This window comes from Pseudomonas batumici (genome assembly GCF_036585405.1).
Lineage (GTDB): Bacteria > Pseudomonadota > Gammaproteobacteria > Pseudomonadales > Pseudomonadaceae > Aquipseudomonas > Aquipseudomonas batumici.
Map to the genome: position 1 here is coordinate 686575 of NZ_CP144470.1, position 21574 is coordinate 708148.

At 62.6% G+C, this 21574-nt stretch carries 22 protein-coding genes; 3 read left to right on the plus strand and 19 right to left on the minus strand.

The features are described 5' to 3' along the window. Positions 1 to 6: 6 nt before the first annotated feature. Positions 7 to 348, minus strand: coding sequence for a hypothetical protein (locus tag NUH87_RS02760; RefSeq protein ID WP_338524613.1), 342 nt, complete (start codon positions 346 to 348; stop codon positions 7 to 9). Between the two features lie 320 nt (positions 349 to 668). Here NUH87_RS02760 and NUH87_RS02765 point away from each other — a divergent pair, with 320 nt between their 5' ends. The 3 genes from NUH87_RS02765 to NUH87_RS02775 all read left to right on the plus strand — a co-directional run bounded on the left by NUH87_RS02765 (position 669) and on the right by NUH87_RS02775 (position 3065). Further along, on the plus strand, positions 669 to 899 hold the full coding sequence (locus NUH87_RS02765) for a hypothetical protein (protein ID WP_040067926.1): 231 nt from the start codon (positions 669 to 671) through the stop codon (positions 897 to 899). A gap of 226 nt (positions 900 to 1125) precedes the next feature. Continuing rightward, complete coding sequence (locus NUH87_RS02770; protein WP_338524614.1) at positions 1126 to 1842, plus strand: ABC transporter substrate-binding protein; 717 nt, start codon at positions 1126 to 1128, stop codon at positions 1840 to 1842. 152 nt (positions 1843 to 1994) lie between these two features. After that, positions 1995 to 3065: an alpha/beta hydrolase gene (locus tag NUH87_RS02775; RefSeq protein WP_338524615.1), complete on the plus strand. Its 1071-nt coding sequence runs from the start codon at positions 1995 to 1997 to the stop codon at positions 3063 to 3065. Between the two features lie 38 nt (positions 3066 to 3103). On the opposite strand, the gene NUH87_RS02780 is transcribed toward NUH87_RS02775, so the two are convergent. From NUH87_RS02780 to NUH87_RS02865, 18 genes are all read right to left on the minus strand, one after another. After that, positions 3104 to 3811 carry a phosphoribosyltransferase gene (locus tag NUH87_RS02780; protein ID WP_338524616.1) on the minus strand — a complete coding sequence of 236 codons (708 nt, stop codon included), beginning with the start codon at positions 3809 to 3811 and terminating at the stop codon, positions 3104 to 3106. A 69-nt stretch (positions 3812 to 3880) separates the two neighbouring features. Beyond that, entirely contained in the window at positions 3881 to 4972 is a 1092-nt protein-coding gene (locus tag NUH87_RS02785; protein WP_338524617.1) for an ABC transporter ATP-binding protein, read from the minus strand. Positions 4973 to 4980: 8 nt separating this feature from the next. Continuing rightward, complete coding sequence (locus NUH87_RS02790) at positions 4981 to 6561, minus strand: iron ABC transporter permease (protein ID WP_338524619.1); 1581 nt, start codon at positions 6559 to 6561, stop codon at positions 4981 to 4983. Next, entirely contained in the window at positions 6562 to 7587 is a 1026-nt protein-coding gene (locus NUH87_RS02795) for an iron ABC transporter substrate-binding protein (RefSeq protein WP_338524621.1), read from the minus strand. It abuts the gene before it with no gap. A gap of 78 nt (positions 7588 to 7665) precedes the next feature. Next, positions 7666 to 8970 (minus strand): iron uptake transporter deferrochelatase/peroxidase subunit, encoded by a 1305-nt coding sequence (efeB, locus tag NUH87_RS02800; protein ID WP_338524622.1) that lies wholly within the window; start codon positions 8968 to 8970, stop codon positions 7666 to 7668. Then, positions 8967 to 10106, minus strand: a complete 1140-nt coding sequence (locus NUH87_RS02805) for a hypothetical protein (RefSeq protein ID WP_338524623.1) — start codon at positions 10104 to 10106, stop codon at positions 8967 to 8969. Before NUH87_RS02805 ends, efeB begins: the two co-directional genes overlap by 4 nt. Positions 10107 to 10216: 110 nt before the next feature. Further along, positions 10217 to 11701 carry a carbohydrate porin gene (locus NUH87_RS02810; RefSeq protein WP_338524624.1) on the minus strand — a complete coding sequence of 495 codons (1485 nt, stop codon included), beginning with the start codon at positions 11699 to 11701 and terminating at the stop codon, positions 10217 to 10219. Positions 11702 to 12153: 452 nt separating this feature from the next. Next, the gene (locus NUH87_RS02815; RefSeq protein ID WP_338524625.1) at positions 12154 to 12582 is read right to left on the minus strand and encodes a TlpA disulfide reductase family protein; all 429 of its coding nucleotides are present in this window, start codon (positions 12580 to 12582) and stop codon (positions 12154 to 12156) included. A gap of 101 nt (positions 12583 to 12683) precedes the next feature. Then, the gene (locus NUH87_RS02820) at positions 12684 to 13709 is read right to left on the minus strand and encodes a TonB-dependent receptor (protein ID WP_338524626.1); all 1026 of its coding nucleotides are present in this window, start codon (positions 13707 to 13709) and stop codon (positions 12684 to 12686) included. 84 nt (positions 13710 to 13793) lie between these two features. Then, positions 13794 to 14216 (minus strand): DUF2946 family protein, encoded by a 423-nt coding sequence (locus NUH87_RS02825; protein WP_338524627.1) that lies wholly within the window; start codon positions 14214 to 14216, stop codon positions 13794 to 13796. A 108-nt stretch (positions 14217 to 14324) separates the two neighbouring features. Beyond that, positions 14325 to 15086, minus strand: coding sequence for a 1,6-dihydroxycyclohexa-2,4-diene-1-carboxylate dehydrogenase (locus tag NUH87_RS02830; protein WP_338524628.1), 762 nt, complete (start codon positions 15084 to 15086; stop codon positions 14325 to 14327). A gap of 10 nt (positions 15087 to 15096) precedes the next feature. Then, positions 15097 to 16119 (minus strand): benzoate 1,2-dioxygenase electron transfer component BenC, encoded by a 1023-nt coding sequence (benC, locus tag NUH87_RS02835; protein ID WP_338524629.1) that lies wholly within the window; start codon positions 16117 to 16119, stop codon positions 15097 to 15099. A gap of 11 nt (positions 16120 to 16130) precedes the next feature. Then, positions 16131 to 16619, minus strand: coding sequence for a benzoate 1,2-dioxygenase small subunit (gene benB / locus NUH87_RS02840; protein WP_338524630.1), 489 nt, complete (start codon positions 16617 to 16619; stop codon positions 16131 to 16133). Next, positions 16616 to 17992, minus strand: coding sequence for a Rieske 2Fe-2S domain-containing protein (locus NUH87_RS02845; RefSeq protein ID WP_338524631.1), 1377 nt, complete (start codon positions 17990 to 17992; stop codon positions 16616 to 16618). Before NUH87_RS02845 ends, benB begins: the two co-directional genes overlap by 4 nt. 85 nt (positions 17993 to 18077) lie before the next feature. Further along, on the minus strand, positions 18078 to 19046 hold the full coding sequence (locus NUH87_RS02850; RefSeq protein ID WP_338524632.1) for an AraC family transcriptional regulator: 969 nt from the start codon (positions 19044 to 19046) through the stop codon (positions 18078 to 18080). Between the two features lie 98 nt (positions 19047 to 19144). Then, on the minus strand, positions 19145 to 20050 hold the full coding sequence (catA, locus tag NUH87_RS02855) for a catechol 1,2-dioxygenase (RefSeq protein WP_338524633.1): 906 nt from the start codon (positions 20048 to 20050) through the stop codon (positions 19145 to 19147). A gap of 53 nt (positions 20051 to 20103) precedes the next feature. Then, a complete protein-coding gene (gene catC, locus NUH87_RS02860; RefSeq protein WP_338524634.1) occupies positions 20104 to 20394 on the minus strand; it encodes a muconolactone Delta-isomerase in 291 nt (96 codons plus the stop codon). 28 nt (positions 20395 to 20422) lie between these two features. Then, complete coding sequence (locus NUH87_RS02865; RefSeq protein ID WP_338524635.1) at positions 20423 to 21544, minus strand: muconate cycloisomerase family protein; 1122 nt, start codon at positions 21542 to 21544, stop codon at positions 20423 to 20425. Positions 21545 to 21574: the final 30 nt, after the last annotated feature.

Sequence of the window (21574 nt, forward strand, 5' to 3'; positions counted from 1 at the left end):
ATCGAGTTACAGACATTCCTGCGCGGCACGTTTGAAACTCGAAGGCGTGAAGCTCGACGCCAGCAAGTGGCGCTCATACAAGAACACCTTGCCGCCGTTCGGCGCCTTGTGGGCTTCCAGCACGTTGTCAGCCGCCATTTTGCTCGGCACCACGATCCGGTAGCTGCCCTGGGTGTGCGAGACCGTCGGAGTCAGTTCACTGCCTTGCAATTTCGGCACTACGCAATCGGCGTACTCGGAAGGCGTTTTTTTCGTCTGCAAGGTCAGCGTCGGGTCGTTCGGCGCGGAAGCACAACCCGTCAGCAACAAGGAGGCAAAAGCCAGGGCCGGAACCAATAAAGGGCGCATCAGTGAAATCCTGAATTAAAAAGTCGGGGTCGTTGAACGAGGTCTTCGAGGCAAGCGATTCTCCCCTATCACCTGGCAAAGCAAAACTGGCATTTCTTGATTGTTACTATCACTTGAACCGATAGTCACGCCGCGTGCAGCCAGATGACGGCCTTTTCTCACGCCGCCCGTCACCGCCACACCCGCGTCTTCAAATCCGCTACGCAAGGCTGGGAGCGCTATATTGGTAGCTGTAGTGGCTCAGCGTTTCGCTACCTTGGCACCCGCTGACGTCCTGCTACGTCGACTTGGCTGGAATCCCCCTGGAAAGAGGCTCGATCGTGAACAAACAAGACACCGTTTTCTGCCGTCTCCTGAGTGAAATCGCCCAGGGCAAACACGAGGTCAAGGATCCCGCCGAAGTCGATACGCTGGAAAAGTTGATCAGCTTCGACTACGTACAGGCCGTGCCCGACGTCAGCAACCAGCAACTGGTATACAACAATGTACGGATGACAAAAATGGGCACGGCTTTCCTGACCTGCAATGCACCTGAGCATCCCATCAGGTAGGCGTTGCATCCGATGCCCCAAATCACCTGACCACCCAATCTTCACGAGGACGGAGCCCTCGATATCAGTAGCTCCCTCATGGTTTCAGCCATCAAATCCACGCTACTCTAAGTCAGCGGCCGCCAGGATTTCTCCGGGCATTTCCGGGAGCTGCCAGCCGTGCTTGAGATATCAGGTGATGAGCCAGATCAAACGCATATCCGGTTGTACCCAGGCACTTTGCGCAATGCTCCTGTCCGTATGGCTATTGCTGACCTATAACGCGTATGGCGCACCCTCGCCCGTTGAACTGTTTATCCTCGACGCTCCGCCACTGACGGTTGTCGATGATGCCAACGGTCACGGAATCGTCGGAGATGTCGCCCTGATGGCCATTGCCAAGGCCGGCTATGTCGCCCATATACAGGCGCTCCCCTGGGCCAGATCGCAAAAATACGTCAGCGAGAAACAGGACCTCCTGATAGCTCCCCTGTCACGCACGCCAGAGCGTGAAGATCGCTTCACCTGGATCGCGCCCATCATGACCATGGAGCGCGCTTTTTTCAGCCTGGAACACCAGGTGAGCAGCTTTGCGGAAGCCAAGCAGGTTTACCGCGTGATCGGCGTAGGCCTGGGCAGTGCGCAAGAAGAGATCCTGCGTGCGCAAGGCTTCAGCAACGAGCAGATCTACCCGTTGACCATCGGTGACAATCCCGCGCAGATGCTCTTGAAGGGGCGCATCGATGCCTGGTTCAACGGTGTCCCGGAGAGCCAATACATCTGGCCCAAGGTGTCCGGACGCACACTGCTCATGAGTCCGGTCATGAGCACCGTGGATCTCTATCTCGCCTGCTCGAAGCACTGTTCCCCCGAACGGGTACAAGGCTTGCGCGACGCGGTGGAAACGCTTCGCCGGGACGGCACCCTGGCGCGGATACAAAAGCGCTATTTGTCGCAGGAGTGAGCCCAGCCCCTTTGTATCATAGTGTGTCTCAAGACCACTGCGATGCATGGGCTTACACCCGATGGTTTTCTTGAAACAGGCCAGATACCTCGCTGCGTTCAACTATGACTCAGCCAGCACACCTGACCCATCGTTTCGAAGGAGACCTCAACATGAAGACGCATCTGTCGACCCCTAAACCCGAGCAAAAACGCCGCCACTTGGTCGGCCCATCCCTCCTCGCTTTCACGCTGATGCAGTTCGGTGTTCTCGGCCTTGCCAATGCGCAAACCGGCAGCATCGACGCCGCGCCCAATGCCAGCACCGCCAGCACAGCCCCCTCCTCCTCGTTTGGTCCGCTCAAGCATATCAACGCCGGCGTGCTGGACGTGGCCTACGCCGAAACAGGTCCTGCCGAGGGCCCTGTGGTGATTCTTCTGCACGGTTGGCCCTATGACATTCACAGCTACGACGAAGTCGCGCCATTGCTGGCGGCCAAGGGCTATCGGGTGCTCATGCCGTACGCACGCGGTTATGGCGACACGCATTTCTTTTCCGCCAAGACCGTTCGCAATGGCCAACCGGCCGCACTGGCCAGTGACGTCATCGACTTCATGGACGCGCTCAAGATCAAGCAAGCCGTGCTCGGTGGCTACGACTGGGGCGCTCGCTCGGCTGACATCGTCTCGGCACTCTGGCCGGAACGGGTGAAGGCGCTGGTCTCGGTCAGCGGTTACCTGATCGGTAACCAGGAAGCCGGCAAGACCCCCTTGCCACCCAAGGCCGAATTGCAGTGGTGGTATCAATACTACTTCGCCACCGAGCGGGGTCGTGCCGGCTACGAAAAGAACACCCACGACTTCGCCCGGTTGATCTGGCAAACGGCCTCGCCGAAATGGGCTTTCGACGACGCCACGTTCAATCGCAGCGCCGCCGCCCTGGACAACCCCGATCATGTCGCCATCACGGTCTTCAACTACCGCTGGCGCCTGGGCCTGGTTCAGGGCGAAACGAAATACGATCCCCTGGAGCAGAAATTGGCCAAGGCCCCCTCCATCAGCGTGCCGACCATCACGCTTGAAGGCGACGCCAACGGCGCACCGCACCCGGCGGCCGAGGACTATGCCAAACGCTTCACCGGCAAGTATGAGTACCGGCTCATCAAGGGCGGCATCGGCCACAACCTTGCGCAAGAAGCCCCGCAGGCCTTTGCCCAGGCAGTGATCGACGCTGATCACCTTTGACGCCCTTTGAAAGGAGCACTCCGATGAGATGCCGCGACTCAAGCATCGGAATGCTCCTCGGCGCAGGCACCGGGAACGGATGTTCGCTGCCAGGCCCGCTGCAACAGATCAATGACCTCCTCATCCGATGTCTGGGAGAAATCCATGTACCAATAGCCGATCGACATGAGCCATCCGGGGATGAGCGGGCAGATCAGCTCGTCCACTTCCATGCGCAGCATCTCCGCCGTATCAAAGGGTGCAACCGGCACGGCGACGACAATGCGAGACGGCGCCTGCAAACGCACCGCCCGTATCGCCGCCCTCATCGAGGCCCCCGTTGCCAGGCCATCGTCGATCAGCACCACCACCTGCCCCTTGAGTTGCACAGGCGGGCGCGTTGCACGGTATACCTGCTCGCGACGCAACAGCTCGCGCGCTTCCCGTGCGACCACGGCATCGAGCATTGCTCGATCAATCGAGTAAGCCCGCAGCGTCCCTTCATCGACGTACTGTATACCGCCGCTGGCAATGGCCCCCATGGCGAACTCCGAGTGCGATGGAACCCCCAGCTTGCGCACCAGCATCAGGTCCAGGCGAACGTCCAGGGCGGTGGCCACCTCATAGGCCACCGGAACACCGCCACGGGGCAAGGCAAGGACGATGACATCGGGCCTGTGGGCGTATTTGAGCAAGGGCTCCACCAGGCTCCGGCCGGCAGCCACCCGGTCAGGCAAGAGGGTTTGCAACGAGAGATCATGAGTCACTGGAAACCTCCCCAGGCAATCGTGCCTGTCGGTTCGTATCCAGGAGGTTCCTTTTCTGGAATAGGGTTTCTACAACACCTGTGTCCTTGCAGGCTCCATCAAATGACTATAGGCCAACACCTCCCCCTCGACACGGATGGCCACCTCATCCCCTGGCCGTGGGCATAAATGCCCCGGTAACCGTGCAATCAGCGCGGTCGATGAGGTCGGCTCAGCCAATAGACTCAGGTGCACGCAGGCATCGTGGCCGTAGTAGTCCACCTTCAGCACTTTTCCCCTCGCCTTACCGGCGCCCCACTCCACGCCATCATGGACGGCTGAAAGCCTGATCTGCTCTGGTCGCAACAACACCTGTACCGGCCCGGCGGGCATGGCCGCCATCAGGCGCAAGGATCCCAGGGCACACCCAACGTTGGCGCCGTCGGCGATCCCAGGCAACAGCATGGCATCGCCAACAAAGCGCGCGAGTTCCGGGTTCACCGGCATCCGGTACAACTGCTCGGGGCTCGCCACCTGCACCAGTTCACCCTTCCATAACACGGCCACCTGGTTTCCCATCGACAACGCCTCGGACTGATCGTGAGTAACCAGCAAGGCGGTGGCACCGGCCGCCGACAAGGCCTGCGCCACTGCCTGCCGGGTTTCCACGCGCAACGCGGCATCCAATGAGGAAAACGGCTCATCCAGCAGGACCAATGCCGGCGCCGGCGCGAGTGCCCGTGCCAGCGCCACCCGCTGCTGCTGCCCGCCGGACAATGAATGCGGTGATCGATCGGCAAAGTCGCCGGGCAAGCCGACCAGTTCCAGCAACTCGGCGACCCGGTGGCGAGCCCTGCGCAACGGCCGTGACAGGCCGAACACGATATTTTCGGCCACCGACAGGTGCGGAAACAGCGCACCCTCTTGCGGCACATAGCCGATATGACGCTTCTCCGACGGAACAAATACGTTCGGGCCGCAGACCTTCTGCCCATTGATCTGAATCGTCCCCGCATCACCGCGTTCGAAGCCGCACAGCAGGCGCAACAGCGTGGTCTTGCCGCTGCCGGACGGGCCGAGAATGGCCACCAGGCTGCCGGAGGTCACCGACAAGTCGACGCCGCGCAAGACCGGGGTGTTGCCAAACGTTTTGCGCAGGCCACGAATTTCTACATCAGCCATGTCGATACCTATGGTTGGAAGCTACCCAGCACCGCCGATTTGCCGAACAACGACATCAGCAGCCAGGTGGAAAACAGCGAAATACCCACCAGCATGGCGGCATACGGCGCGGCGGCGGCAAAGGCCAGTGCCGAGGTATCGACCCAGACCTGGGTGGCCAGGGTCTGGGTACCGATGGGCGACAGCAACAAGGTGGCGGTCAGCTCCGTGACGATGGTGATGAACACCATCGAGGCCGCGGCACCGATGCCAGGCCCGGCCAGCGGCAAAATCACTCGCCATGCCGTTTGCCACCAGCGCAGGCCCAACGAGCGAGCGGTGTCCTCGAGACGGGGTTCGATCTGCCCCAGGGTGGCGTGCACCCCCACCAGGGCCAGCGGCAAGAACAGGATCGAATAGGTGAGCAGCAACAAGGCCGTGCTCTGGTAAAGCGGCTGAATGAAACGGATCGAGATCGAAATCACCGCCAGGGCGATCACGATTCCCGGGACGCCCTGCCCCAGATAAGCAATGCGCTCCAGCAAAGTGCTGATACGGCTTGGATAGCGCGCCAACAGGAAGCCCAGCGGCAACGCGAGCACGGTGGTGAGCAGCGCTCCGGCCAAACCAAACCCGAGGGATGCACAGGTGGTGCTGATCAATCGCTCCACCGACACTTCAACCGGCGTCACGGCTGCCTCGCTATGCTGCAGCAGCCAATAGCCGATCATGCCCAGGGGAACACCCAGGGTGGTCATCGTCAAACCGGCAAACCCGCCCCACACCAGCCATTTCGCCCTGCCCAGTCCGTAGCGAGTGGCCGCCCGGCGTGTGCCACGGTCGAGCCGGTCATAGCGCGTGAGCCCGCGCACCTTGAATTCCGCCACCAGGCACATCAGGCACAACAGCACCAGGACGCAGGCGAGCAACGCTGCCCCGGAGCCGTCGAAACTGGCACGATATTCGGCGTAGATCTCGGTGGTGAAGGTACGAAAGCGCAGGAGCGCGAATGCGCCAAACTCGGACAGCACACTGAGCGCCACCAGCAGGACCCCGCCCAGCAGTGCGGGCTTGAGCTGCGGCAGCACCACGCGAAAGAAGCAGCGCCATGGCCCCAGCCCGAGGGAACGGGCGGTTTCCTCCAGGGCCGGGTCCATGCCCCTGAGCGCCGCGGATACCGGCAGGTAAACCAGCGGAAAGTAGGCGGTGGTGACCACCAGCAAGGCACCGGCGAAGTCCTGCAACGACAGGCTCAAGGAGACCCACGCATAGCTGGTGATAAAGGGTGGCACCGCCAGCGGCACGGCCGCGAGCACCGCCCAGACACCTCGACCTGGCAGATCCGTCCGCTCGACGAACCAGGCCACCGCCGTGCCTGTCAGCGCCGAAGCAAATGTGGCCGCAGCGACAATGAGCAAGGTATTGACCGCCAGTTCGCCGACAATCGGCCGGAACAACAACTCGATCGCGTCATCGTAGCCGAAGCCCGCCGCCTGCTTCAGTGTGAAGGCCAATGGCACCAACACCAGCAGCGCCACACCGACACAGACCACCAGAAGTCCGAACGGTGTACGCCGTCCGGACTTGACCGCAACGGTCAGGTTGGCCATTTACAGCAAGCCGGCCTGACGCAGCAACTTGACCGCGTGGCTATCGTCACCCAGCGTTTTCATATCCAGCGCTGGCGGTGCAAGCTGGCTGAACGGCGTGAGCAGAGGATCAGGAGCCACACCTGCGCGCAGCGGATACTCGTAGGTCACCTTGCTTTGTGCCATCAGTTGTTGAGCGCTCTCACCGGTCAAATAGGCGAGGAACTGATGGGAAGCGTCCTGGTTGTGCGTGGTCTTCAGGACAGCGGCGCCCGACACGTTGATCAGACCGCCGACATCACCCTTGGCAAAGTGATAAAGCGCACTGTGCGTGCCCTTGTCACCCAGTTCGGTATGCAGGCGAGCCCAGTAGTAGTTATTGATGATGCCGGTAGCGACCGCGCCCCGGTTGACGGCGGCGGTCACGCCTTCGTTGTCGTTGAAGATCTGCGAGTTGCTGCGCAGGCCCTTGAGCCACTGCAGGGTGGCGGCTTCGCCCTTCATCGCCAGCACCGCGCTGACCAGCGGCAGGAAGTCGCCATCGGCGGGAGCGATGGCCAGCTTGCCTTTCCAGGCCGGGTCGGCCAGGTCGAGCAGCGAGCTCGGCAATTCGCCAGGCTTGCTCAGCTTGGTGTTGTAGATCAGCACGTTCTCCCGTGCCACCACGCCGACCCAGTCGCCGCTCGGCGAATTGTAGCGAGCCGGAATAGTGGACAAGGTGGATGGCTGCACTTTCTCCAGCACGCCCTTTTCTTCCAGCAACATCAGTTCAGGGGAGTTCGAGGTGAAATACACATCCGCGGGCGAAGCACTCCCTTCGGCCAACAGTTGCGCCGCCAGTTCCGGCCCCTCGCCGGTGCGCACTTTTACCGAGATGCCGGTCTGTTTTTCGAAATCCTTGACCAGCAGATTGACGGTCTGTTCGTGCTGGGCACTGTACAGGGTCAGTGAGGCCGCCTGGGAAACACCGCCAGTCAGCAGCGCGGCTGCCAGGCAAGCGAATTGGAAGGTGCGCGGCAACCTGTTGTTAAAAACCTTGAAAGACATTCGCAATACTCCAGATACAGCGATGATTACAGCCCAGGAAGCACATCCCCTCGAGGGATGCGCCCTGCTCGACAGCCCTTAGCTGTCGAGCCCTTCGAACAACCCGGCACCGATGAACGAACCCTCGCTGGCACCCGGCGGGCAGGCAAAGATCGCGCTCCCCACATGGGTGGTGAACTGGTTCATGATGTCCTGGGTGGCCAGTTTCTTGTTGATCTTGATAAAGCCGTTGCGCGGGTCGCGCTGGTAAGCCACGAAGAACAACCCGGCATCGAGCATCATGCCCTGGCGCCATGGCGGCCAGCGCTCGGCATAAAACCCCACGCCGTCGTTGTAGGAGTAGGCGCGTCGCAGGATCTGCGCGCCGTCGTTTTCGGCGGCGGCCGACAGGCGCGCATGGGCATTGTCCGGGATGACCGGGTTGCCCTCCTTGTCCACGGCTTCAAGATCCAGCGGATCGGATTCATGGGCCTTGCCCAACGGTGCGCCGTTGGCTTTGTAGCGGCCCACCACCTCCTCCTGAAAGCCCAGTTCGGTCTTGTCCCAGTGCTCAAGCGAGATACGGATGCGGCGCACTACAAGGTAGGAGCCCTCCTTCATCCAGCCGCCTTCGTCACCGACCCAGACCACCTTGTTCATCGTCTCGCTGCTGCGGGTGGACGGATTGTTGGTGCCGTCCTTGAACCCCATCAGGTTGCGCGCGGTACCGCCGTCGGCCGGTGGGCTGGTAAAGCCGGATTGCATCCACTTGATCAGGGCCACGCCGTCCGCCAGGGCGAGCAGTTCGCGCAAGGCATGGAAAGCCACCTGCGGATCATCGGCACAGACCTGGATGCTCAGGTCGCCCCCGCTTTTCTCGGCCACCAGTTGGTCGCCATTGAATTTCGGCAGGTCGACCAAGGCTTCCGGGCGCCGCGAGGCCAGGCCATAGCGGTCCTTGCCGTCGCTGATGAACAACCCCGGGCCGAAGCCAAAGGTCACGGTCAGGCGAGCGGCCTTCAGGCCCTCGGCCGAACCGCCATCCAGTGGCGCGGCATCCTTGGGCGCAGTCAGTGGCCGCGCGGTCTCGCCACGGCTCAGGCGGTTGGCCGCCACGGTCCAGCGCTTGAGCAGCGCGATCACGTCCGCCCGCGCGGTGGTTTCCAGATCGAACGCGGCAAACAGCGAGTGCGCCTGCTGCGCCGTCACGATTCCGCCCTGGTGCACGCCATAGAACGGCTCGACCCCGGACATCGCCCGGGCAGCGGCACGGGGCTTGGCCAGGCTTTCGGCGGCGGCCGCGCCGCCTGTGCCGATCACGCCCGCGGCAACGGCCAGGCTGCTGGCGGCACCGAGGAAACGCCGTCGGGACAGGCCGGGAGCACTGTCGTCGTATCTGTTCATTTGGCCAGTACCAGCATGTTCACGTCGTCTTCCACGTAGTAGAAACCGTCACCGCTGGGGGTCATGGCAAGGCCGAACAGATCGCCGTTGCCAGGCGGGACCTGGGCCTTGTTGGCGTCGATCCACTGGGCATAGAGCTGCTTGCCGGTCTGCGGATCGATCTCCACGACCTTGCCGTTCAAGCCGTTGGTGGTCAGCAGATGACCGTTGGGCGCGGTGGCCAGCGCCAGCGGACGCAGCAACATCCCGTCCTTGGTCAGCGTGCGGCCGACACCCGCGCTGGTGGTACGGGTCGTGGCATCCCAGATTTCGCTGATGCGGTTGGCGAGCGTATCGGAGACGTACAACTTGTCGTCCTTGCCCATCGCCAGGCCGGTCGGTCCGACGAGAAACACACCTTTGTCAGCCTGTGCGCTGAAGCCGCTGCCGACGACGGTCTGGCTGTTGATCACCGGAGGTTTGCCCTCGGGGATGGTCAGGTCCAGGCGCAGTACCGTGGACTGGATCACCACCGGTGGCGTCCCTTTCGCGCTGCCGACACCAAAGCCCGCATTGCTGACGAACAGCGTCGCGGTGGAACCGTTGTCGATGACGGCCATGTTGCCCCAGGGGTCGTTGATGTTCGGACCGGACCAGACATCGGCGACCTTGCCGTTCGGGTCCAGCACCACCAGACAACCCGCGCCCTTGGTGTCGGTGGTCCCGTCATTGCTCGGGGTACTGCCGACGATCACCCAGCCGCTCTTGAGCATGGTCATCGCGGTGCTGAGGCCCACGCCCCCCGGGCACCCGGGCAAGTCATGGGGCAATTGGGCGAACAACGACATCTGCTTGGTGGTCGGGTTGTAGTCGACAATGGTGCTGCCGACCCCCTGCAGGTTGGCCGCGTTGTTGAAGTTGTCGACCAGCACGTCATCCTTCTGGATTTTCCCGGCGGACACCGGTGCCACGGCAATGGCGTACGGGTTCTGGTCGCCATTGTCCGGGACCGTGGACGTCAGGGTGAGGTGCTTGTGGATGTTCGGCAAGAAGCCCTGGGGCTCATCCGCGTGTGCCGGCAGGACGACGTTGAAGGTCAATAGCGTGGCCAGGGCCACCAGGCCCTGGCGCAGGGGCGGCAGGCTCGAATACGTCATGCAATACTCCTGGTTTCTCGAAGTCGACAGGCCCTGTCAGGCAGGGCCGAAATCAAACAAGGCGGGTTGCTGCGGCCAGGCGAGGGAAAACCGCCCGGCCATCCCCCGCTCTAGAGGGTGATGTTGGTACGCAGGCCCCAGACCAGCGTGTCGCCCATGCGCAGCGTCGGGTCATCCGGGTTCTGACCCGCCCCCGGATTGAGCGTGTACTGGATGTCCGGCTGCAGTTGCAGCCAGGGGGTCAGCTGGTACTGATAGGTCGCTTCCAGGTAGGTTTCGCCGTTGCGCATGCGGTTGCCACTATCGAGGTCCAGACCGGCGGCATTGCGGCCGACCTTGGCGTAGCCCATCCCCAGGCTGACCGTATCGGTATCGCGACCTTCGAAGGGCGCGGTCAGGGTGATCCCGGCGTTGGCACTGAAGCTGATCAGGTTGCGGTCACCCGGCGCGCCCATGATCCGGGTGAACACCCCCACCGAGCGCGCGCTGTCCGGGGCCTTACGCCAGATCATCTGGTCGGCCACGGCATACACGCTGTAGTTGCCCGAGTGCTGGGCCGCATTGCCGTTGCTGTTTTGATCGGCGAGCGACAGCCCGTCTGTGCCGTAGCGCTGGTCGGCGAAGTCCTGCGTGTTGTACCAGGCGCCGAGTTTGTAGGTACCCGGCAGGCCGGCGTTGGCGGTTTCCGTCTGGCCCAGCGAGGCCTGGTTGACGCCGTACTGCAGCTCGGCGATGTACAACGCGCCGGTGTGCAGGTCGAAGTTGGTGCCGTGGGCGTTCTGGCGTTGCGGATCACCCTCGTTGGTGCCGGCCGGGTTACCGTCGTAGACACCGGCGAGCACGGTGATCGCATCGGTCGGATGGACCCGCACACGGATCCCCAATGCGGACAACGGGTACGCGGGACCGCCGGCCGGCATGTCGTAGGACGGCACCGCCGGCCAGCCGAACATGGTGTTGACGAAGGTGCTGGCGTACTGGCTGACCATGAATTCCTGGTCGATGCTTTGCTGCCCGGCGCGGACGTCCAGGGTCTCGTCGAGGAATTTCTGCTGGTACCAGGCCTCCCACAGGCGGGTACCGGTGTTCGCCTCGATGCCGCTGGCGGTTTGCAGCGTGCCCAGCTTTTCCGAGCTCAGGTTGCGCCCGTGAATGCTCACGCCACTGATGTTGAGAGTGCCGCCGGCCAGGCCGAAGAGCTTGAGGGTATCGAGCTTCAGCGTCATGGTGGTCAGACCGTCGTAGGCCCCGCCGCGCTTCAAGCCGCCCTTGGCATTGTTCAGGTATTCGCTGGTTTCCGTCAGCGCCAGGGTCGCGCCAACACCTGCGAGGGCCGAACGCAACCCGCCGATATCGCCGAGCATGTTCTGCCGCGTCCAGAAACCGGTCCACTGGTTGGCCGGCTCAGCCTTGATCGCCAGGTCGGCTTCGGGCAGGTCAGCGGGGTTGACCTCGTCGGTGGCCACGGCTGGATTGCCGGCAGCGGCGGCTTGCGCCGCATAAGCGGGATTGACCCATAGCCAGGCTACGGAACAAGCCAGGGCTGTCGACAGGACAACACGCTGTGTGGATCGGTGGTACGACGTTGCGCGCATCGATGACTCCAGAAGAACTTGATCCTCGCTGCAACGCGGCACACCAGCTTTGGCCCCGGCGCTCAGATCAAAACGATAATCTTAATGAGAATTGGTATCGAATTTGCGCGCATAGTAGGCCCTGAATTTATTTAATTCAAATTGTTTCAGATGAAATTTTTCTCCCGAAGATGAAATTTGCTGATTTGCGCCGGAATCGGCTTGACAGGAAAAAAGATAGGTGAAGCCACCCCTTACCTGTCAGCTAAGAAAATCTGAAGCCGAGCGCGATTGTGTGGCGAGCGGGCTTGTGGGGACGCCACACCGCCGTGCTGGGGGGCGAAGCGATTGTAGGAGCAGCCGGTCGACGCTCGATTGCTCGCGATGGGCTCAAGAGCGCCGCGTTTACCTGCTGAACACGCGTCATCGTTGACGACCATCGCGAGCAAGCTCGCTCCTACATTAGGGTGCTGTCAGTGCGCTGTCAGCAAGGGGGTCACCAGCCGATCCAGCAACGGCTGATCGATTTTCGGGTCTCCCACACTACCGTCCTTGCGCACCACGCCGTGCCTGTCGATGACGTAAGTCATCGGCATGCGCCAGATCCGACCGAACCCCTTGAAGTCAGCATCGCGCTGGAACGCCGCCGGATAGCTGTAGCGAGCCATCACCTTGTGCACCATGGCGTCGTCTTCCGGCTCATCCATGCTGATCGCGATGATCTTCAACCCCTCGCCCTTGTGCTGCTGGTAATAGGCTTCCATGGCCGGCATTTCCTCCCGGCACGGCTCGCACCAGGAGGCCCAGAAATTCACGATCACCACCTGGCCTGCCTGTTTCTGCAGGTCAAAGGTCTCGCCAGTCAGCGTTTTCGCTGTCAGATCCGGGGCATGCTCCCCCACATCAACCGCCCATACGGGCAGGCAAACCAGGCTGCAACAGAGCGCAAGCCATGGCAGTAGTCTTTTGGCGTACATCGGGTTTCCCTCGCTGTCATTGATCACTAGAACGCGTAGCGCGCGCCGATGGTCGCGGTATAGCGCGGAGCAAGCTGCACACCGTTGACATTCTGGTACACCGGTACCTGGACGAAACTGTACAGCGAAGTCTTCTTGCCAACCGGCACCGTCACACCCGGGCTGAGGTAGGCCAGCGTGCCGCCGGTACTGACGGTGTCGGCATTGGCGCCTTCATCACGCTCGACACGGCGCACATTCAACTGGATTTGCGGCATGACGTAGGCGTTGCCCATGTAGCGCAGGCCGACATTCAGGTTGATGCCATCGCCAGGGCGGTAGTGATCGCTTGAGTCCAGCGCCCTTTGCAGCAGGGCCTGGCCGAAGTAGTCCCAGTTCTTGTTGAGCGTGTCCATGTAATAGACCCCCAGGATGCCATCGGTGGTCCCGGTGCCCGGTTGCAGGCCGCGATCGATCGCGACCGGGCCTGGAGCGGTCGGGTCGGTCGATGCGGCGGTATCGTCGTGGGCCCCGGTGGGCAGTTTCAAGCCGAACATCACCCCCAGGTTATGCTGCGGTGTGAAGCCCTGGTAACGACCTATGACCTTGATGTCGCCGAGACTGGAAGTGTGCGAGCTGTACTGGCCGCCGCCATCACCCGGAGTGACACCATCCGATGCGGTGCCCAAGGTGCTATGACTGCGGAAGATATAGGGCACTTGCAGGTCCACGCCCCAGCTCGCATTGAAGCTGTAGTCCAGGCCCATCGTCAGGTAATCGTTGCGCGTGTACTTCTCGACTTCCTGGGGGTTGCCGTTGTTGGAGATCTGGCTCGCGGCGCCGGGGGAAATGCTGTGGCTACCGCTGCGCAACTGGTTCTGGTTCAGGTAGTCGTAACGCAGGTCCAGTTTCAGTCCCGAGGAGTTGCTGACACCGAGAGTGTCCCAATCGGAACTGAGGGTGCAGCCGCAGCTGGCGCAGGCCAGTGCGAGGTGCGGGAAGAAAGCGGTGACAGACAAAGCCGCGAGCGGCAATACGCTTCGGCGGGTACGACGCAGTGATGGCATGACCATGGAGTTGGCATTCCTGGATTAAGTTGCAACGCATAGGGGCAAACCTCCCAACAGGTTGGGGAGGATTTGTCATCGCAAGGAAAATCAGGAAAAAGCCGGTGGACCGCGCGGCTCGGAGACCAGCCAGACGGTGCTGGCATAGTGTGGGTAGATCGTCTGCGCAAGGACTACGTCAGCGCGGCCGGACTGCTGCCACTGAACGATGCTGGGCGGTAAACCGATATCCACGGCATGGACGACGCACAGCAGGCAATGGCATTCGTGATACTGGTCCGGCGCGGGATCGTGGCTGCCGGGGGCCTGGACGTGTCCGGTCATGCCGGCCATGTCGCAGTGTTCGCCCATCGCCAGCGGCTGCCCATGCGCAGCCGGCAGCAACAGCATCACGCTCGGCAGCAATGCCGCAAGCATGGCCAGGCAAATGGCAAGCTGACGCAATGAGTGGGGAAACCGGGACCTGGACACGAAAATGACGTCGCTGAGGGTGATGGGCGGCAAGGGTGACAAACAACGGTCCCCCAAACAACGTATCGATACGGGCTGCGGCATTGTGCCGCAATCCGTATCGTTTCGCAGAATAGCGCATGACTGCCCAGCACGCCTGCCTGAAAGGTTTCAGCCCAGGTCACCGCCTCCCACCGGCAAGGTCACGCCGGTGATGTAGGAGGCCTCGTCGGAGGCGAGGAAAAGAATCGCCCCGGCCTGTTCGTCGATGCTGCCGTAGCGTTTCATCAGGCTGCTGTCCACGGTCTGCTCGACGATTTGCCGGTACCAGGCCTGTTCATCCTCGCTTTGAGCCTGCGTATTCCGCGGAATACGCCGCGGCGGCGCCTCCGTACCACCTGGCGCCGTGGCATTGACCCGAATCCCGCGGCCTGCCGTCTCGAAGGCCAGGCAGGCGGTCAGTGCGTTGACGCCGCCCTTGGCAGCGCCATAGGGCACCCGGTTGACTCCGCGCGTGGCCACCGACGAGACATTGACGATGGCACCGCTGCCCTGCTCCAGCATGTAGGGCAACACCGCATGGCAGCACCACAGGGTCGGGAACAGCGAGCGGCGCACCTCGGCTTCGATCTCGCTCTCCTGGTAATGCTCGAAAGGCTTGGCCCAGATGGTTCCGCCGACGTTGTTGACGAGGATATCGATCCGGCCGAAACGTTCCTGGGCGGCGCGCATGACCGCCAGGCACGGGTCGTGGCGCTCCAGGTCGGCGGTGAGGGTAAGGGTCCGTTCGCCGCGCAACTCATGGATCAGTTCGGAACGATCCACGGCGACCAGCCAGGCGCCCTCCTCCAGCAGCCGTTCGGCCACCCGTCGGCCGATCCCCTGGGCCGCGCCGGTGACCAGCGCGACCTTGTCCTTGAAACGTGGGTTCATCACAGTCTCCTCAGGCGGCATCGCCGGTCACGATGCTGTTGGGGGTGAACTTCTCGTAGTGGAAGCTGCTCGGGGTCACGCCCTGGGCATTGAAGTGCTGCCGTACGGCATCGACCATCGGCGGTGGCCCGCACAGGTAAACGTCGACGTCCCCCTCGTTGAGTACCCCGGGCGCCAGGTGCTGGGTCACATAACCCTGACGCGAATGCTGCGTTTGCGGGTCGGAGACACAAGTGACGAAACTGAAATTCGGCAAGCGCTCACGGAACCCTTGCAGCGCCTCGAGCATGACCAGGTCCTGGTCCCGGGACACGCCATAGACCAGGCTGATCGGCTGGCGCTCGTTGCGCTCGGCGAGGACTTCGAGCATCGACAGAAAGGGTGCCAGCCCGGTACCGCCGGCGAGGAACAGCAGCGGCCGAGTGACCGGGCGCAGGTAGAAACTGCCCAGCGGTCCGGTCATCGACAGTTTCTCGCCCGGTTGGGCGCGGCCCAGCCAGGCACTCATGAGCCCGCCCGGGACTTGCTTGATCAGAAAGCTGGCGTGGCGTTCGCCGGGCAGGCTGCTGAACGAGTACGAGCGGGTCTGCTCACTGCCGGGGATGCCGATGTTCACGTACTGTCCCGGCAGGAAGACCGGCGCCTGGTCGAGTTCGAAACGGACTTCCAGGGCCGCGTCGGCATGCTCGACGATGCCGGCCAGGGTCGCGTCGAAGCGCGAGGTGCCGGTCTTGCAAGCGCTGGATGGCACCGGCACGGCCAGCACACAGTCGCTTTCGGGGACCATCTGGCAGGTCAACACTTGCCCCTGCTCGACTTCATCGGTGCCCAGCGCTTCGTCCAGATAGTCTTCGCCGAGGTCATAGGCGCCGCTTTCACAGCGGCACTTGCAGGTGCCACAGACGCCGTCGGAGCAGTCCATGGGCAGGTTGATCCGCTGGCGAAAGGCGGCGTCGAGCACCTTCTCGCCGGCTTTGCAGTCGATGAAACGGGTGACCCCGTCCTCGAAATTCAGGGCTATGCGATACGTCATGGGAACGCCCCTCAAATGTGATAGATATCAATGACCTGGTGGATGTAGTCGTTCTTGAGTATCACCTTCTTGCAGGTGATCAACGGCTGTTCACCGCTGACGTCAAGGCGATAGAACGAAGTGCCGAAGTACGAATCCGTGGTCTTGTAGCGATGGCTGAGGGTGTGCCAGTTGAAGCGCAGCTCCACTTCGCGCTCATCGCCGCCCAGCACTTCCAGGTTGGCGATCAGGTGCACGGTGCGCGGTTGCGGCGTGCTGGCGCTGGAGCGTTCGGTCTTGATCCGGAACACGCGGTCTTCCAGGCCGTCGCGATTGGGGTAATAGATCAGCGAGATCTCGCGCTGCGGATCTTCGGTGAGGCTGTCGTGGTCATCCCAGGCGGGCATCCAGAACTCCGCTTGCGGGCTGTAGCATTGCAGCCATTCGTCCCATTGGCGGTCGTCGAGCAGCCGCGCTTCGCGGTAGAGGAAATCCAGCAAGCGGTCACGTGAAAGGCTCATACCTGGCTCTCCTTGTCCGTGACGATCAGGCTGCTGCGCTCGCTTTCCAGTGCCCTGAGCAGGCTGTCGGCCCAATACGCGTGCTGGCGCACGAACAGACCTTCGTCCTCGGTCTTGATGCCGCTGAGCTGCGGATTCATGCCCATCGCCCGGGCATTATCGTCGGGCCCCTCCAGCCATTGTTTCGCACCGCGGCTGAGGTCGTTCCACAACGGGATCGAGCCCTGGTAACCGGTCTGGCAGGAGCGGAACTCCTCCAGGTCGTCGGGTGTGCCCATGCCGCTGACGTTGAAGAAGTCCTCGTATTGGCGGATGCGGGTCGCGCGCTCCTGATCGCTTTCGCCTTTGGGCGCCATGCAATAGATCGTCACCTCGGTCTTGTCGACCGCGATCGGCCGCACGACACGGATTTGCGTCGAGAACTGATCCATCAGGTAAACGTTGGGGTACAGGCACAGGTTGCGGGTCTGCTCGACGATAAAGTCGGCACGCTCCTGGCCCAGGCGTTCAGCCAAGGCCTGGCGGTGGGCATGCACCGGGCGCACTTCAGGGTTGAGCAAACGGGTCCAGAGCAGGATATGGCCGTGCTCGAAGGCATAGACGCCGCCCAGGCTTTTCGACCAGCCATTGGCGTCCACGGTGCGCGTGCCCTCGGCTTCATAGTTGCGCCGCTGCATGGTTGCCGAATAGTTCCAGTGCACGGAACTGACGTGGTAACCGTCGGCACCGTTCTCGATCTGCAGCTTCCAGTTGCCGTCGTAGACATAGGTCGAGCTGCCGCGCAGCACCTCCAGGCCTTCGGGGGCCTGGTCGACCATCTGGTCGATGATGATCCGGGTTTCCCCCAGGTAATCGCTCAACGCCGGGACCTGCTCCGACAGGCTTCCGAACAGGAAGCCGCGATAGTTTTCGAAGCGTCCCAGGCGTCGCAGATCATGGGAACCGTCACAGTCGAAGCTGTCGGGGTAGGCGCCGGTTTTGCCATCCTTGACCTTGAGCAGCTTGCCGGCGTTGCTGAAGGTCCAGCCGTGGAACGGACAGGTGAACGAACCCTTGTTGCCTTGCTTGTGTCGGCAGAGCATGGCGCCACGGTGCGCGCAGGCGTTGACCAGGCCATGCAACGTGCCCTGCTTGTCACGGGTGATGACCACCGGCTGGCGGCCGATGAAGGTGGTGAAATAGTCGTTGATCTCGGGCACCTGGCTTTCATGCGCCAGATAGACCCAGCCGCCTTCGAAGATGTGTTTCATCTCCAGCGAAAACAGTTCGGGGTCGGTGAAGATGTCACGGCGGCAGCGGAAAGTACCACTAACGGGGTCTTCCTGAACCGACTCGCCGATCTGCCGGGCGAGTCTGTCGAGTGTGTCGATCATGGGCGGGGCCCTCCATTGTTCTTGTCTCAGGCGCCCTCACCTTATGCCTCCCCTGCCCGCCACAATATCCACCGCCTGCATATCGCTATCCGTTCAGCGCAACCCCCTCATGCCGGCGCCGCCAGGTCTGCGAGGGCAACTCGCCAAAGCGTTTGCGATAGGTTTCGGAAAAGCGTCCCAGATGCAGGAAACCATGATCCAGCGCGACTTCGGTGACACTGCGGGCGCCCGGCAGTTGCAGCACCGCATGCACCCGCTCCAGCTTGCGCTGGCGCACATAGTCGCGGGGCGAGAGGCCGACATGCCGCTCGAACAGCAGGTACAGCGAACGCTCGCTGACCCGCGCCACCTCGCGCAATTGCTCGATACCGATCTCATCGCGCAAATGTGCCTCGATAAACTGGCGTACCGCCTCGAAACCGCCGGTTTCCTCGGCATCGGGGCTGACCCGCCGCACGTTGCTCGCCAGCAGACCCAGCAGCTTGCTGGCGACAATGCGCTCGTACAGCACCTGGACCTCGGGCCCGGCGCCACTCTCGGCCTCGTGGCAGATCAGCGTCATCAACTGCACGAAACCGTCCAGCCCGGCCAGGTCGCGACGCTCGCTGTCGAAGCGGATGCCCTGGCGCGGCAGCAGCCAATGCTGGTCCAGGCAGGCATTTTCCAGCAGTCGCACCGGCAGCTTGACGATGAACTTCTCGCAATCGGCCGAGTACGTCAGGTCGACCGGATCGTCGGGATTGATCAGCAGGATCTCGCCGGGGCCGTAGATCCGCTCCTCGCCCCGGGCGATCGAGCGGCAATGCCCGCTCAGCAGGATCTGCAAGTGATAGATGCTTTCCAGGGCCGGCGACATCACCTGCACCCGGGCGCCATAGCTGAGGCGGCACAGGTCGAGCGTGGAAAAGGTCCGGTGGTTGATGCTCGCCTGCGAGCGCCCCTTGGGTGGCAGGTGAATGCAGTGGTTGCCAACATGCTGGTTGACATATTCGGAGACGGCGTAGGGGTCGGCCTGTTCGAAGATCCGGCTGCGCTCACTCAACAGGGTGGTCATGGGATAAGCCTCTCTTGTTGTTCTATCAAGGCTGGGCAACGACAAAAGCCCCGCGAGCAGGCGCTCGCGGGACTTTTGTCGGCGGAACGAGGCGAGCGTCAGGCTTGCAGTGCCCTCACCCGCTCACGCTTGTCCTGCTCCTTGGCGCTGTCGGTCGACTGCAAGGCAAAGTCGAAATCGATCTCGGCATAGCGTCCGTTGGCGCCCTCCTTGAAAACGATTTCGGCAATCAGCTCGTCGCGGGTCGCGTAGGCAAAGTCATCGTGCAGGTAACGATCGCCGGCCAGGTTGATCTGTGTGGTCAGGTGGCGATGACCGGGCGCGGAAATGAAGAAGTGGATATGCGCCGGACGCTGGCCGTGCCGGCCCAGTTGATCGAGCAACTGCTGGGTCGGGCCATCGGGCGGGCAGCCGTAGCCGGAAGGCACGATGCTCTGGAAGCGATAGCGACCGTCGGCGTCCGTGCGGATCCGCCGGCGCAGGTTGAACTCCGATTGCGCGGGGTCGAAGTAGGAATAGGTGCCACCGGTGTTGGCGTGCCAGACATCGACGATCGCATGGGCCAGCGGCTTGCCTTCCAGGTCGCGGACCTGGCCGCGCATGAACAGCACGGTGCCCGGATCGCGACCGTCATCGAGCCTGGCTTCCTGCTCGCAGAGCGGCGCGCCGGCGACATACAGCGGCCCTTCGATGGTCCGCGGGGTGCCGCCGACCTGGCCGGCCTGCGCGTCTTCGGCGTCCAGCAGCAGGTCGAGATAGTGCTCCAGGCCCAGGCCCGCCACCAGCAAACCGGCCTCCTGGCGGCTGCCCAGCTCATTCAGGTAGTTCACGGCCTTCCAGAACTCTTCCGGGGAGATCTGCAGGTCTTCGATTAGGCGGATGCTGTCGCTCAACACCCGATGGACAATCTGCTTCACCCGCGGGTTGCCGGCAGCCTGGTCAAGGCCGGCGGCGCCTTCGAAGAAGCTCTGGACTTCGGCGGTTTGGGAAATACGAACGGTCATGCTGGTGTTCCTCATCATTGTTCTTGTGGATGCAAAGCTTGGAAAACCCGGGCTCAACGGTCGTCGGCGTGGACCGAAGAGGGGTGCCTGCACAGCGCCATGACTTCAATCTCCATGTAGGGATAAAGCGGCAGTTGCATCAGCGTATCGTGCAGCGCCTGGGCATCCGGCACATCGAATACGCTGACATTGGCATACAACCCGGCGATGCGCCAAAGGTGACGCCAGGTGCCTTCCCGTTGTAGGCGCTGGGCCAGTTCGCGTTCGTCGGCCTTGAGCTGCGCGGCCTGCTCGGCCGGCATGTCAGTGGGCAGTTTGACGGTCATGCGTACGTGAAAAAGCATGGTGTGAAGGTCCTCTCGGTTCAGGGAGTCAATGGCGGGCAAAGCGCGCCAGGCGTTCTTCGTCGAGCGCCAGGCCCAGTCCGGGAGCGCGCGGGATCAGCAGTTGGAAATCACGATAGAGCGGTGGCTCGAGCAGAATGTCTTCGGTCAGCAGCAGCGGGCCGAACAGTTCGGTGTGCCACTCCAGCTTGTCGAGGGTGGCGAAGGCGTGCGCGGCCGCCAGGGTGCCGATACTGCCTTCGAGCATGGTCCCGCCGTACAGGCCGATGCCCGCGGCCTCGGCAATCGCCGCGGTACGCAGCACGGCCCGCGGGCCGCCGGTCTTGGCGATCTTCAAGGCGAAAATGCTGGCGGCGCCCATTTGCGCCAGGGCAAAGCTGTCCTGCACCGACTCGATGGCCTCATCGGCCATCAGCGGGATTGGGCTGTGGGCACTCAGGCGGACCATGCCGGCCCGGTCATGGCGGGACAGCGGCTGCTCGACCAGTTCGACCCCGGCATCGGCCAGTTGGCGGCAGGCGTTCACCGCAACGGCCTCGCTCCAAGCCTGGTTGACGTCCACGCGCACGCTGGCACGGTCGCCCAGGGCGCGCTTGATCGCCGCGACATGGGCGATGTCGCGGGCCGGTTCGCCGGCACCGATCTTGAGTTTGAAATGACGATGGCGGCGCAGGTCGAGCATGCGTTCGGCTTCATCGATGTCCTTGGCGGTGTCGCCGCTGGCCAGGGTCCAGGCCACTTCCACCCCGTCGCGCAACCGGCCGCCGAGCAGTTCGGCCAGCGGTAGCCCCAGGCGTTTGCCCTGGGCATCGAGCAAGGCGGTCTCCACCGCCGAGCGGGCGAAGGTGTTGCCGCGAATGGCACGGTCGACCCGCTGCATGGCGGCATTGACATTGCTGGCATCCTGACCGATCAGCAGCGGTGCGAACCAGGTATCGAGGTTGACCTTGATGCTTTCCGGGCTTTCCCCGGCGTACGCCAGGCCGCCAATGGTGGTGGCCTCGCCGATGCCGACGGTGCCGTCGCTGCAACGGATGCGCAGGATTACCAGCGTCTGGCCATGCATGGTGTGCATCGCCAGTTTGTGCGGGCGAATGGTGGGCAAATCGACAATCTGGGTATCGAAGTGTTCGATCGTTACAGCGCTCATGGCGTATCCGTCTGCATGTTGTTTGTCTTC